A 13,793-nucleotide genomic window follows, 5' to 3' on the forward strand; every position below is an offset into this window, starting at 1 on the left:
CCTGTCCTCACGGGGAGGGGGGCTCCCCTCCCCGCCGCCCTCGTCCGGGATCAGGGGGCCGCCGGCCTGGTGCCGAAGACCTTGGTGAAGAACTGGGCTTGGGCCATCAGTCCCACGAACTGGTTGGATTTCTTGCGGAATCCATGACCCTCATCCAGCGCCAGCACGTACCAGACATCACCACCATTGCGGCGGATGGCTGCCACCATCTGCTCAGATTCCCCCACCGGCACACGCGGATCGTTCTGCCCCTGGATGACCAGCATCGGCTTGGTGATCTTGGCCGCGTTGGTCAGGGGGGAGATGCGCTGCAGGAATTCCCGCATCGCCGGATCACGTTCATCACCATATTCCGGGCGGCGCAGGTCACGGCGATAATCGGCCGTGGCCTCCAGGAAGGTGATAAAGTTGGAGATGCCGACCGTGCTGGCCCCGCCGGCCAGACGGTCATTATAATGGGTCATGGCCGCCAGGGTGACATAGCCACCATAGGAACCACCGGCAATCACCATCCGGTCCTTATCCAGGTTGGGCTGGGTTGCCACCCAATCCAGCAGCGCACCGATATCGCGGATGCTGTCTTCCCGCTTGAAGCCATTATCCAGGCCCAGATAGGTTTTCCCGTACCCGTCAGAGCCGCGGATATTGGGCAGCAGCACCGCCGCCCCCAACTCATTCGCCCAGAATTGCACGGTGGCGGAGAAGCCGGGCCGGGTCTGCGCCTCCGGGCCGCCATGCGGGTTGATGATGACCGGCAGCTTCGCCCCTGCCACCGCGTTCTTCGGCATATAGAGGAAGGCCGGGATCATGCGGGGCTTGCCGTCCTGCTGGTCGAAGGTGGGAAATTCCACCAGCTTGGCATCGGCGAAATTATCCGTGTTCAGCCCGCCCACTTCGCTGCGCGTCCATTGGGTGACTTGGCGCTTTTTCAGGTCGATCACCCAGGCGTCGGACGGGGACGTCGGCCGCGACAGGCTGATGGCCAGACGGCCGCCATCGGGGCTGAATTTCACGCCGCCGATCACACCCTGCGGCAGGTCAGGCAGGGCCACTGGCTTGAAGCTGGTGGTGTCGATCACCCGCAGGCGGGACCAGCCGCCCTCATTCAGTACATAGGCCAGATATTTGCCATCGGCCGACAATTCCGCCCCATCCACGTCCCAGGGATCGTTCTCCGTCAGCCAGCGGGTCTTGCCGCTGGCAATGTCATGCACGCCCAGGCGTTTAAACTCCCCCGCCTCGTCAGAGGTGAGGAACACGCCCTTGCCATCGGGCGTGAAACCGATGCCGCCCAGCGCCACATTCTCCATCTCCGGCTTGATGCGGGTCTGCGCGCCGGTCGCCACATCCACCACCGTCAGATAGGATTTGGTGATGGAGATATAGCGGCCAACCAGCAGGCTTTTATCATCGCGGGAAAAGGCCACCGGCGACCAGGAGCCGGTTTCCGCCACCAGCGGCTTCACCGTCGCGGCATCGGCCAGAGTGCCGACATAGATATCGGTATTGGTGCCATCGCGCCGGGTGCTGGAAAAGGCGAACCGGTCGCCCTTGTGCGCCCAGGTCAAGCCGCCATTGCGGGACTTGCCATCGGTGACCAGCCGGGTCTGCCCGCTGGCCATATCCAGATGGAAGAACTGGTAATTCTCTGACCCGCCACGATCCCAGACATAGACCAGATCCTGGCTGCCGGAACGCGGGTTGAAATGGGCCTGGGTGATCGGTTCATTGGCGAAGGTCAGTTGGCGGCGGGCCATCATCGGCCCTTCCACCAGATGAAGCTGTGCCGTCTCCCCGAAGCGGGTCGAAATCAACAGCCCTTTGCCATCCGCCGTCCAGTCCAGCACAGAGGCGGCGCGGGCGTTCAGATAGGCATTCAGCCTTTCGCCCAGCGCGGCATCCAGGGCCGGCACATTCTCCGTCACGATATTGCCGGACTGGACACGGTTCACGGTCGCAGCCGGCGCCGTCTGCGCCATCGCCAGACCGATGCCGGTCGTGGATAGAAGCAGGGTCAGCGCCACGGCGCCGATAATCTTGGCTCTGGTCAAGGTCCGATACCCTCGGCTCTACGCCTTTGCGGCGTGGTTGGATTGCCGGGACAGCCTATCCCAGCCGAGGCCGTTTACCAACCTTACCAGCCGCCTTCCCGCACCCATTGTGCCATCTGATGCATGCGGTCTGCGCCCCAGAAGGGCTCGCCATCGACGACAAAATAAGGAACGCCGAAAACGCCTTTCGCCATTGCCTCTTCCGTTGCGACGCGCACCTTCTCCTTCACCGCCGGATCACGGATACCATCATCCATCGCGGCGCGGTTGATGCCCAGACCGGCGGCCACATCCAGCACATTCTCCGGCAGCGCCATGTCCCGCCCATCGGCCCAATGGGCATTGAAGATGGCCCGCGCGAAAGCCGCCGGCAGATGGGCATCCCCCTCCTGTCCCTCCAGCCAGTAAAAGCCGCGTGCCGCCGCCAGGGACCCAAAGATCGGCGGCAACGGGCTGATCAGCGGGATATGCCAGCGCCGGGCACAGCGCGGCACATCATGGTGCAGATAATCACCCTGCAAGGGCTTCATCAGGTTCGGCTGGCCTGAGGTGGTCTTGAAGACCACGCCCAGCAGGATCGGCCGCCAGCGCACGCTACGTCCCAGTTCCGCCGCCACATTCTCGATCCGGGCGGCGGCGAGGTAGGCGTAAGGGGAGGAGAAGTCGAAATAGAACTCAATCGGGGACGCTGCCATGATGGTTTCCTCCGATAACGATGAACAGGCCCTCACCAGGGCAGGCGCCGCCCGTCATAGGCGATGAAGCTGCCGCTATCGGCCAGCGTGGCGCCGGCAATCACGCGGCGCAGGCCGGCAGCACTGTCCGGCACCGTCACGGGGGCCTTGGCACCGCCCATATCGGTCTGGACCCAGCCCGGATGCAGGACCAGACAGGTGATGCCGGCATCGCGCAGATCGGCTGCCAGCGACCGGTTGCCCATATTCACTGCCGCCTTGGATGCCCGATAGGCATACATGCCGCCCGACTCATTCTCTGCAATGGAGCCAAGCTGGCTGGAAATGGTGGCGATCTTGGCGCCGGGCGCCAGGAAGGGCTTCACCGCCAGGGCCAGCAGGATAGGCGCCAGCGCGTTCACCTGCATTGTCTGTACCCAGCCCGCCGCATCAATCCCATCACGGGATTGGGCAGGCAAATCCGGCCCCATGATGCCGGCATTATTGATCAGCAGATCAATGCGGCGGCCGGCCAGGGATGCAGCAAAGGCCGTGATGGCGGCGCTGTCATCCACCGCCAGGGCCTTTACCTCCACACCCGGAAGCGCCGTCAGGTCCGCGGCCGTGGCCGGTTCGCGGGCGGTGGCGATGATCGTCCAGCCATCAGCACTGTACTGGCGCGCCAGCTCCAGGCCGATGCCGCGATTGGCACCGGTGATGATCACGGTAGGCATCGAGTATGTCTCCTTGCTCTCCGGAAAGGATCAGGCGACAGCCATACGGCCGATGGCCGCCACAATCAGCAGCACCGAGGCGACCAGAATGGTGATCCAGGTCAGAAGGATACCAACGCCACGGCCAAAGCTGCGACCGCCGGGCCGCTTTGTCAGGCCATACGCATGCAAGGCCCGGCCCAGCACCAGGGCAATGCCCAGCGCATGCAGCACATAAAGGGAATGGCGGGACAGTTCCAGCAGCACCAGCAGGATCAATGCCAGCGGCACATATTCCACGAAATTGGCCTGCACCCGCATCGCCGCCCGCACCGACGGCACATCGCCATCACCAATGGAAACCTTGTGGCGCAGCCGCTGGCGGGACACCAGGGCGCTTAAAACCAGCAGCATCAGGCCCAGCAGGCCGGCATAAAGCGGTGTCACCATGAAAGCCATTATTCCCCCACGTCAGATCATGATTGTTATTGTGGTAACAGAGTAATCCAGCCCGCGACGCTGGTCGATGGGTGGCAATCAACCATCCCGGCCAACGGCATGATCAGCAGCCAGGGCCACAACCGAGACATCCCCGATAAGGCGGCGATGCCCCAGACCGGACACCAGATGGGTGCGCCAGGACGCAGCGCCAGCCACGATGTGCAACGCATCAGCCACCGGCATGATCCGGTCATCGCTGCTATGGACCAGCAGTCCGGCCACGGGCGGGGCCTTCGGCACCAGGGCGGCAATAGGCTGCCCCATAACCCGGTCGATGCGCTGGACCAGTTCCATCTCCCCATTCATATCCAGCCTGTGGATATGGGCGATCTGGCGCACGGGCAGCATCGGGTCTGCCAGCGGGGCCAGCAACACAAGCCGCACCGGCGGGGTGCCGGGCCAGTCCCCCTCCAACGCCAGGGTCAATGCCGTTGCCCCGACCCCATGGCCAATGGCGGCGTGAACCGGCGCCCCCACCGCCCGCACAACCGCGCGGACCGCTGCCGCCATCTCGACCAGATGGGTGCTGTCCCCGCTGCTGCGCCCATGGGCCGGCGCATCAAAGGCCAGCACACCCGCCCCCCGCGACAGCAGCGCCGCCACCAGGGGCATCACATCCTGCACCTGCCCTTCCCAATCATGCGCCAACAGCACCAGCGGCCCGCCCGCCCCCGCTGCCGGCCATAAACGGGCGTTGAGATGGGGGGTGAAGCCAGGTACGGCCAGCACCACACCACCTGCCGGCTCAGGCAAGGCGGGTGGGGCGACGGCACGTTCAGGGGTGAAATAAAGGCGCGCGGCTTCCGCCACCGCCGACCAGGGCCGGGCCAGGGCGGCCAATCCGTCCAGCCAACCGATGGGGCTCTCTCTTTTCATAAAAGACCGAACGTTCGTGCTTTTATTAGGCAAAAACATCTCTACCTCCAGCCCATGGCAGCGGCTTGGCCGCGCCTGATCTCCATCTTCTGCTGCACCGCCACCCAGGAAGGATGGCGGATAATCAAGTCCTGTGACGTTCAACCAGCCCCTGGATGGCCAGCCGCACCCAGCTTTCCGCCTTGGGGTCCTGAAACAGGCGGTATATCTGGGTAAAGCCATAACAGAGCGACATGCCCTCAAACGCGAATTGCTCCACATCCAGATCGGCACGCAGATGCCCCTCATCCACCGCGCGGCGGACAGCCCCCATGATCACGCGGCGCAAATCCTCCTGATGCTGGCGGATATGGTCACGCAAAGGGCCTGGACGATCATCAAACTCGATAGAAGCGGCCTGGATCGGACAGCCGCCGGGCAGAACCGGGTGCAGGGTCCAGCGAATCCAGTTCTCAAACAAAGCCAGCACACGCGGCAGGCCGCGCGGCTGTTGCAGGGCGGGGCGTACCACCGTATCGGCAAACAGTTCCGCCGCACGGTCCAGCACAGCCGCCTGCAGCATTTCCTTGCTGCCGAAATGGGCGAACAGCCCACTTTTTGACATGCCCAGCCGGTCGGCCAGCGTGCCAATGGTAAGGCCGGTCAATCCATCGGTGCTGGTCATGGCCAGCGCTTGGTCCAGGATGACGGCGCGTGTGCGTTCGCCCTTGCTCATAGGACAATAATAAAACGAACGGTCGTGCTATTGTCAAGCCCCATGACAAAGGGCCGGCGGAAAGGTATTGGATGAAGCATCCACCACGCGACGAGGTTACCGCCCATGTCCGCCGCATTCGAACGCCGTACTTTCGCACCCGGCGAACTGGTGTTCAAGGAGGGTGATCCCGGCGACAGTCTTTATGTGGTGGAAAAGGGGCGGGTGCGCATCTGGCGCGGCGATGAAATCCACCCCACCATCATTGGCACGGTGGATGAAAAAGGCGTGTTCGGGGAGATGGCCATCTTCGACCGCAAGCCGCGCATGGCCAACGCCAGTGCGGAGATGGAGTCGGTGCTGATGCGGATGCCAGCCAGCGTGCTGCGCGAGAGCCTTTATGGCGCCGACCCGCTGCTGCGCCAACTGGTGCAGTTGCTGATCGACAATATCCGCACCATGGCCCGCCGGCTGGACGAGTTGGAACAGCGGGTGGGATGAGCCTTCCTTACCGTTTGGGGGAAAAACTTACACCTTCCCCTTTCAGCGGAACGTGTCCTGGTGCTGCGGACGCAGCAGGGCCTTTTGCACCTTGCCCATCTGGTTGCGCGGCAATTCATCCACAAACCAGATGCGCTTGGGCACCTTGAAGCTGGCAAGCAGGTCACGGACCTGGGCGATCAAGGCCGCTTCAGTCACATCATCGCGGCCCGGTCGCTTCTGGATGATGGCGGCCACTGCCTCCCCGAAATCGGGGTGCGGTAGGCCGATCACGGCGCTTTCCACCACCCCGTCCAGCCCATCCAGTACCATCTCCACTTCCTTGGGATAGACGTTCAACCCGCCGGAAATGATCAGATCCTTGGCGCGGCCGACAATGTGGAGATAGCCGCGCGCGTCGATCCTGCCGACATCGCCGGTGATGAAGAAGCCGTCGGGGCGCATATCCTCCGCCGTCTTCTCCGGCTTGCGCCAATAGCCTTTGAACAGGTTGGGGCCTTTGAACTCAATCGAGCCGACGTGATCGGTGCCCAGCACCTCCCCCTTTTCCCCCGCGATGCGCAGTTCCACGCCGGGCAGCGGGAAGCCTACCGTGCCGGGCACCCGGTCGCCTTCCAGCGGGTTGGAGGTGATCATCCCGCCTTCCGTCATGCCGTAGCGTTCCAGGATGGCATGGCCCGTGCGCTCACTGAATTCCCGATGCGTATCGGCCAGCAGCGGCGCGGAACCGCTGATGAACAGACGCATATGCGCCACCTTGTCCCGCGTGAAACCGGGATGGCCCAGCAGGCGGGTATAGAAGGTGGGCACCCCCATCATCACCGTGGCCTGCCCCAGCAACGCCACCACCCGGTCCGGATCAAACCGGGACAGGAACAGCATGGACCCGCCATTCAGCAAAGTCGTGTTGGTGGCAACAAACAGCCCGTGGACATGGAAGATGGGCAGCGCATGCAGCAGCACATCCCCCGCCCGGAAACCCCACAGCCGATGCAGCGCCAGCGCGTTGCTGGCCAGGTTGCCATGGCTGGTCATGGCGCCTTTCGACCGGCCCGTGGTGCCGGACGTGTAGAGGATGGCGGCCAGATCATCCGCATCCATCGGCACGGTGTCGAATTCAGGCGAAAGGTCGATGGCCATGTCGGGCAGGCTGCCATCGGCGGCAATGCCCAGGGTCGCCACCGCCGGCACGCCGCAGCGGGCCGCCAGTGCCACCATCTCCGCTTCATCTTCCGGGCGGCAAACGAACAAGGCCGGGCCTGAATCCTCCAGGAAATAGGCGATCTCGCCCTTCTGATAAGCGCTGTTCAAGGGCAGATAGACGGCACCCAGGCGCAGGGTAGCGAGATAGAGAAACAGGTTCTCAGCGCTCTTCTCCACCTGCACGGCCACGCGGTCCCCCCGTTTCACGCCCAGCGCCGCCATCGCATGGGCGAAACGGGCGGAGATGGAAACGAGGTCGGCGTAATTGTACCAGATGCCCTGGCGCGGCCCGTCCATCAGGGTGATGAACCGGGCCTGCATATCGGCGGGAAAACGGCTTTCGATCAGGTGGTAGAGATTGCCGCTTTTCCCGTTCTGCATCTTATTTTCCCTGCATCATTTTCACGATAGCGGAGAAATCCATCCCGCCATTCCCGGCTGCGGAGAAAAGCTGATACAGCGCCGCCGCCTGTGCACCCAGGGGCGTGGCAGCCCCGGCACTGGCAGCGGCCTGCTGCGCCAGCTTCAAATCCTTCAGCATCATATCCACGGCGAAGCCCGGCTGATAGTCCCGGTTGGCAGGTGATGTCGGCACCGGCCCCGGCACCGGGCAATAGCTGGTCAGCGACCAGCACTGACCGGAGGAGGTGGAGGAAATGTCGAACAGCTTCTGCCGTTCCAGCCCCAGCTTGTCGGCCAGGGCGAACGCCTCTGACACGGCGATCATGGAGATGCCCAGGATCATGTTATTGCAGATCTTGGCCGCCTGTCCCGTGCCCGGCCCACCGGCATGCACGATGTTCTTGCCCATCAGGGCGAGATAGGGCTGGGCCTTGGCAAAAGCTGTTTCCGACCCGCCGACCATGAAGGTCAACGTACCCGCCGCCGCCCCGCCCGTGCCGCCAGAGACAGGCGCATCCAGCATCATATGGCCCGCAGCTTCCGCCTGCGCGATCACGGCCCGCGCGCTGTCCACATCAATGGTCGAACTGTCGATGAACAGGGTGCCGGGCCGGGCGATGGCGATCACCCCATCCGCCGCGCCGTAAACAGCGCGGACATGCGGCCCGGCCGGCAGCATGGTGACCACCAGATCGGCCTCGGCCGCCGCCGCCCCGGCAGTCGGGGCCAGTTCCAGCCCCGCTGCCTGGGCCGCGGCCAGGTTGGCCGGGGACAGGTCCACCCCGATCACCCGATGGCCACCGGCCAGCAGGTTCTTCGCCATCGGCAGGCCCATATTGCCCAAGCCGATGAAAGCAATCGTCGCCATGGTTTCCTCCCGATTGGTTCTGTTGTTTTCAAGATAAGGGCGGGCCTGCTGGCATCACCCTTCAAAAGTCAGATCCCCGCCGGGCGGCGGATCGAAATGCCGGGCCACAAAGGCGGGATCGACACTATCCAGGCTGGCCGGCTGCCATTTCGGGTTCCGGTCCTTGTCGACCAGCACGGACCGGATTCCTTCATAAAAATCATGGCCATCCATCACCGCCTGGGTCATGCGGAATTCCAGCCGCATGCAATCATCAAATTCCAGCGCGGCGCCCCGGCGCAACTGCTCAAACGTCACTTTCAGGCTGGTGGGGGACATGGCCAGCAGGGTCGCGGTGGTCTTCGCGGCCCATTCGCCACCCTCCGCCGCCAGATTGGCCAGGATGCCTTCCACGCTGTCAGCGGTGAAACACCGGTCAATCACGGCGCGGTGGGCGGCCAATGTCGGCTGATCCGGGGTCGCGGCATGGTGTCCCAGCACGGCTTCCAAGGCAGCATCAGCATCGGGGGCGTCGTCCAGGGCCGCTTCCAGGTCCTTTTCCAGATCATCCAGCGCATCGCTGCGGCTGTGATGGGTGGCGATGCCGGTATAGGCCAGATCGCCCGCCATCACCCGCGCACCCGTCAGTCCCAGATAAAGCCCCAGCTTGCCCGGCAGACGGGGCAGGAACCAGGTGCCACCCACATCGGGGAACAGGCCGATCCCCGTTTCCGGCATGGCCAGCAGGGTCTTTTCCGTCGTCACCCGGTGGCTGCCATGGACGGACAGACCCACGCCGCCGCCCATGGTGATCCCGTCCATCAGCGCGACATAGGGTTTGGGGAAGCACTTGATCATCCGGTTTAACCGGTATTCGGCGGCGAAGAAGGCGGCGGTCAATGCCCCCGCCCCTTCGCCGCGCTTGCGCTGCAACCCGGCGTCCCAGACAGCCCTGACATCGCCCCCGGCACAAAAGGCCCGGTCGCCTGCCCCCCGGATCACCACCAGCTTGATGGCGGGATCGGCGGCCCAGCTTTTCAGGGCCGGCACGATCACATCCACCATCGGCAGGGTCAGTGCATTCAGCGCCTTGGGCCGATTGAGCAGGATATGGCCCACGGGGCCGCGTGCGGTGCAGATGGCTTCATCGGTCAAGGCTGTTTCCTCCCTTATCGGTCGCAATGGCTGGGGCGTTGATCGCCATTCTATCATGCCAAAGCGCCGGATGCCGTAGACCAACCAGTAGCATTGCGTGATGGCGCACATCCATGTGAAGTTTGCCGCTATCATTGTGCAATTACCCCCATATGTGGGGTGCTGCATTGGCTGTGCTTGTGTCCAGGAGGGGCGGCGGATGGCAGAACGGTTCGACTGGGATGATCTGCAGAGTTTCCTGGCCGTGGCGCGCAGCGGGCGGCTGACCCTGGCCGCCCGCCGTATGGGGGTCGATCATACGACCCTGGGCCGGCGCCTGACCGGGCTGGAACGCGCCTTGGGAACCAACCTGTTTGAGCGCCACGCCACCGGCTATAGCCTAACCCAGCAGGGCGAACGCCTGCTGGCAAATGCAGAGGCCATGGAGGGTATGGCCCTGAGCATCATGGAGGATCTGGCCGGCAGTGGCGGCAGCCTGTCCGGCGCGGTGCGCATCGGCGCACCGGACGGGTTCGGCAGCTTCTTCCTGGCGCCGCGCATTGGCCGGCTGGGGCAGCAACATCCTGATCTGGAGCTGCAGCTTGTCGCCATGCCGCGCCTGTTCAGCCTGTCCAAGCGGGAAGCGGATATCGCCATCTCCGTCGCCCAGCCGGAGGCTGGCCGCCTGCATGCCCGCAAGCTGACGGATTATGAGCTGGGCCTCTATGCCGCCCGCTCCTATCTGGACCAGGGGCCGCCCATCACCGGGATCGGTGACCTGCCGGGGCACCGTTTCATCTCCTATATCGATGATCTGGTCTATACGCCGGAGCTGGATTATCTGCCCCAGATCAGCCGCGATATCCGGCCCAGCCTGAAAAGCGCCAGCCTGGTGGCCCAGTTCCGCGCCGTCCAGGCGGGGGCGGGCATTGCCGTGCTACCCTGTTTCCTGGTAGCGGGGGAGACAGATCTGGTCCGCCTGCTCCCCCAGGAGGTAAGGTTGATCCGTACCTTCTGGCTTTTGGTCCATTCCGACCTGCGCCACCTCTCCCGCATCCGGGTGACGGCGGAGTTCATCGCGGAGGAAGTGCGCCGCAACAGCCGGCTTTTTCACGCGGATCACGGTTGATCCTTCCCCGGCTTGAAAGGGGAGGTGACCATCCATATGTGCGCGCCGGTGATTAAGGCTGGTGATCGGTTGCGATCACCAGAACGGGGAATAGAAGGGGAGTAACCACACCGTGATCGAACGCGTGATTGAGCGCACCTTATATGCCAGCCGCTGGCTGCTGGTGCCGATGTATCTGGGTCTGGCTGTGGTGCTGCTGGCCTTCACCATCCGGTTCGGCATCGATATCATCCACACGTTCCAATATGCGGTCTTTGCCGAAAAGGAAGCCGACCTGATCCTGGCTGCCCTGACCCTGGTTGATCTGGTGCTGGTGGGCAGCCTGGTCGTGATGGTGATGATCAGCGGTTACGAGAATTTTGTCTCCCGCATCGAATTGAAGGAAGAGGACGAGAAGCTGAACTGGCTGGGCAAGCTGGACAGCGGCACGCTGAAGGTGAAGGTCGCCGCTTCCATCGTCGCCATCTCCTCCATCCATCTGCTGAAGGCTTTCATGGATGCGGACAAGATGACCAATGACAAGCTGATGTGGCTGGTCATCATCCACATGACCTTTGTCATTTCCGCCCTGCTGATGGGGATGCTGGACAAGATGTCCTTCGGCAGCAAGGACAAGGATAAAGGCGGGCATTGAACCGCCGGAAGATCAAGGCGGGCCGGTCGATACCCGCCTTGCTGCCGTTCGGTTACTGGGTCACCGGCAGGGTTTCATCAATCAAAGTGAAGCTGGCACCCGGCGCGCCGGAAACCTGGATCACACAGTCGCCCCAGCTTTTGGGGATGGTCCAGGTGACGTTCGGCTTGGCGTCGGCCTTGAAGGTACGGCCAGGACAGCGCCCCTCCACCTGATGCAGCATACCGGTCACATCGGCCAGGGAAACCGTGCGGTGGAGCGGACGATAGCGCCAGACCGGCTCTTTCCCGCAAATATGATCGGGACAATTGGCCGGGATAGAGCCTTTCAAACCCCAGATCGGCTTTTCCGCCGTCGCCTGACGCATCTGGTTCAAACCGGCCACCAGCCCATCATCGCCGTCGAACTTGCCCAAATCCCGGACATTACGTTCGGTCATCAAGGCTTCTTTGAATTGTCCCGCCTGTAATTCCAGGCGGAGCCGGAAGCGCTGCACCTTCTGCATTTCATCGGATGTCAGGTAATTCCTGACATATTCCATTTGTCGCAGATAGGCGATGGCGAGATCTACATTTCCCCGCGCCGCGGTGATGATAGCCCGCCGCAACATGATATGGGCCATTTCATAAAGCAGGGTCGATTTCTCTTCCGCTTCATCCAGGCTTGCCCAGGCCGCGTCAAGCTGGCCCGCATCAATCATCTTACTGATATCGCGCAAGCGCTTGGCCATGCTGGCATTGGCGCCAGGTTCCATTTTCGATATCCGGAAATACATCGGCACGACGATATTCTTCGTCTCCACCGGCTGGCCATTCACGGTTGCCGGTTCAAAGACGCAGCTTGCCGCCCCGGCCAAGGCTGCCTCTTCAAAAGAGCCGCGACCAAAGGCGCTGATCACCTCCGGTTCCTTCACCCTTCCGTCCGTCCCGACGGTTACCCGCACATTCACCCATCCCTCGCGGGTTTGCTGTACTTCGCCCGCAGGGTATTTCGTGGTGTCGCAAGATTTGAATGTGGCGGACCGTACCTGGGACATATCAACGGCGGGCGCTTTTGGTGCCCCCTGTGCCGCAACATTCGTCGCGCTGGCAACCGCCAGGACCGAGAATAAAGCCAACTTTCCGGTAAGCCGCTTCATGTCGCCTCACATGATTCAAGGTGGGGATATTGTCTGTGGAAGGACTGTTACTGAGACTCCGGGATTTCATCGATCAGGGTGAATTTGGAGCCGGGAGTACCTGTCACCACGAGCGAGCAACCTACCCAAGAATCAGGAATGGTCCAAGTCACGTTGGGAACAGCTTCAAACTGCACATCCTTCCGCCCCCGACACTTTAAATTGACATGATCAAGATTTCCTTCGATCTGATCGAGAGAAGCCCTGAAATGGGAAAGACGATAAGACCAGGATGGGGTTTTCCCACATAGAGAAACGGGACAATCCCGCGGTATTTCCCCTTCAACAATCCAAACTGGATCGTCGTAAGCCGCCTTACTGATCCTTTCAAAATCCGCTCTAAGCTCATCATCCCCGGCGCGCTGGCCCCAATCCTTCATCGAGCGGCCCAATGTCCTGGCCTCTATGATGCGCTTTGTCTGCAACAGCATGCGAAGGGTCAGGCGATCCACCAACGCCCGGTCATCTTCATTCAATGATGATTTGATCGGGTTCATATGCTGCAAATAGGCCAGAGCCACATGTAGATCACCGCGGTGAGCCATGACGACGGCCCGGCGCAGCATAAGATGGGCAATTTCATAAAGAGTGGTGCAATCGTCTTCTATTTCATCGAGAAGTGTCCAGGCCTCATCATATCGCCCTTCTGTAACTAATTTACCCACCTGCTCAAGCTGCCGACCTACCTTGTGCAAAACAGCATGTTCCAAATCTTTCATTTTAAATATCATTGGAAAATTAACATCATAATAATCAATAGGAATTCCGTTTCTTAGGGCAGGTTTAAATTTACAAGTATAAGCCCTCTTTACGGCTATATCAATGAATACATCACTGCCAAACGAACTGACAATTTCTATATCCCCGACAGAACCATCAGCTTTGACCATGAGGCGCAAATTTATCCAACCCTCTCTACTCCTGAGAGACTCAGATAACGGATAGTGGCCATCGTCACATTCAACTCTGGACGGCCCCCTCAACATACTCTTTCGAGTATCAGCAGGTTTAGTCACCTCCTGCGGAGACGTCGGCTTTGCTCCGGCTGCGTCCTGGGCATAGGTAATTTGGGACATGCCTAACATTGCCAACAGGCCCGTGAAAGCGCCCATCATCACACGGTGTTTTTTTGCCGCTATTTTCATTCCCGCCCCCAAATAGTCTTTGGCCTATATTCCATAAATTTTAAAATCAAAAGGGAAAAACGTCTTCAAGGGGAAAGTTGCGGCACACCTTCCGCACCCCCTTGATCCAGTG

At 61.7% G+C, this 13,793-nt stretch carries 13 protein-coding genes and 1 pseudogene; 3 read left to right on the forward strand and 11 right to left on the reverse strand.

Annotation, left to right across the window (positions count from 1 at the left end; genetic code table 11):
- Positions 1–50: 50 nt before the first annotated feature.
- The 6 genes from G473_RS26020 to G473_RS0109355 form a co-directional block, all read right to left on the reverse strand.
- On the reverse strand, positions 51–2,051 hold the full coding sequence (locus tag G473_RS26020; RefSeq protein WP_051330085.1) for a S9 family peptidase: 2,001 nt from the start codon (positions 2,049–2,051) through the stop codon (positions 51–53).
- An 83-nt stretch (positions 2,052–2,134) separates the two neighbouring features.
- A complete protein-coding gene (locus G473_RS0109335) occupies positions 2,135–2,746 on the reverse strand; it encodes a 2-hydroxychromene-2-carboxylate isomerase (protein ID WP_029012885.1) in 612 nt (203 codons plus the stop codon).
- A 32-nt stretch (positions 2,747–2,778) separates the two neighbouring features.
- Complete coding sequence (locus G473_RS0109340) at positions 2,779–3,459, reverse strand: SDR family oxidoreductase (RefSeq protein ID WP_029012886.1); 681 nt, start codon at positions 3,457–3,459, stop codon at positions 2,779–2,781.
- A gap of 30 nt (positions 3,460–3,489) precedes the next feature.
- Entirely contained in the window at positions 3,490–3,897 is a 408-nt protein-coding gene (locus G473_RS0109345; RefSeq protein WP_029012887.1) for an MAPEG family protein, read from the reverse strand.
- A gap of 78 nt (positions 3,898–3,975) precedes the next feature.
- On the reverse strand, positions 3,976–4,815 hold the full coding sequence (locus G473_RS29160) for an alpha/beta hydrolase (RefSeq protein ID WP_154667334.1): 840 nt from the start codon (positions 4,813–4,815) through the stop codon (positions 3,976–3,978).
- A gap of 124 nt (positions 4,816–4,939) precedes the next feature.
- The gene (locus tag G473_RS0109355) at positions 4,940–5,530 is read right to left on the reverse strand and encodes a TetR/AcrR family transcriptional regulator (RefSeq protein WP_029012889.1); all 591 of its coding nucleotides are present in this window, start codon (positions 5,528–5,530) and stop codon (positions 4,940–4,942) included.
- Positions 5,531–5,635: 105 nt separating this feature from the next.
- Here G473_RS0109355 and G473_RS26030 point away from each other — a divergent pair, with 105 nt between their 5' ends.
- Positions 5,636–6,010 carry a Crp/Fnr family transcriptional regulator gene (locus G473_RS26030; RefSeq protein WP_035706412.1) on the forward strand — a complete coding sequence of 125 codons (375 nt, stop codon included), beginning with the start codon at positions 5,636–5,638 and terminating at the stop codon, positions 6,008–6,010.
- A 42-nt stretch (positions 6,011–6,052) separates the two neighbouring features.
- On the opposite strand, the gene G473_RS0109365 is transcribed toward G473_RS26030, so the two are convergent.
- From G473_RS0109365 to G473_RS0109375, 3 genes and pseudogenes are all read right to left on the reverse strand, one after another.
- Positions 6,053–7,594: a malonate--CoA ligase gene (locus G473_RS0109365; RefSeq protein ID WP_029012890.1), complete on the reverse strand. Its 1,542-nt coding sequence runs from the start codon at positions 7,592–7,594 to the stop codon at positions 6,053–6,055.
- A 1-nt stretch (position 7,595) separates the two neighbouring features.
- A pseudogene (mmsB, locus tag G473_RS0109370) lies at positions 7,596–8,495 on the reverse strand (3-hydroxyisobutyrate dehydrogenase); the annotation flags it as partial.
- Between the two features lie 42 nt (positions 8,496–8,537).
- A complete protein-coding gene (locus tag G473_RS0109375) occupies positions 8,538–9,617 on the reverse strand; it encodes an enoyl-CoA hydratase/isomerase family protein (RefSeq protein WP_035706415.1) in 1,080 nt (359 codons plus the stop codon).
- Positions 9,618–9,816: 199 nt separating this feature from the next.
- Between G473_RS0109375 and G473_RS0109380 the strand changes: the two genes are divergently transcribed.
- Together G473_RS0109380 and G473_RS26035 are read left to right on the forward strand one after the other, a co-directional pair.
- Positions 9,817–10,725 (forward strand): LysR family transcriptional regulator, encoded by a 909-nt coding sequence (locus G473_RS0109380; protein WP_029012893.1) that lies wholly within the window; start codon positions 9,817–9,819, stop codon positions 10,723–10,725.
- Positions 10,726–10,837: 112 nt separating this feature from the next.
- A complete protein-coding gene (locus G473_RS26035; RefSeq protein WP_210163272.1) occupies positions 10,838–11,359 on the forward strand; it encodes a TIGR00645 family protein in 522 nt (173 codons plus the stop codon).
- Positions 11,360–11,411: 52 nt separating this feature from the next.
- Here the strand turns inward: G473_RS26035 and G473_RS26040 are convergent, their stop codons facing one another.
- A complete protein-coding gene (locus G473_RS26040; protein WP_035706418.1) occupies positions 11,412–12,497 on the reverse strand; it encodes a TonB family protein in 1,086 nt (361 codons plus the stop codon).
- Between the two features lie 47 nt (positions 12,498–12,544).
- On the reverse strand, positions 12,545–13,681 hold the full coding sequence (locus tag G473_RS29880) for an energy transducer TonB (RefSeq protein ID WP_084437844.1): 1,137 nt from the start codon (positions 13,679–13,681) through the stop codon (positions 12,545–12,547).
- Positions 13,682–13,793 lie beyond the last annotated feature (112 nt).

It is taken from the genome of Niveispirillum irakense DSM 11586 (genome assembly GCF_000429645.1).
Taxonomy (GTDB): domain Bacteria; phylum Pseudomonadota; class Alphaproteobacteria; order Azospirillales; family Azospirillaceae; genus Niveispirillum; species Niveispirillum irakense.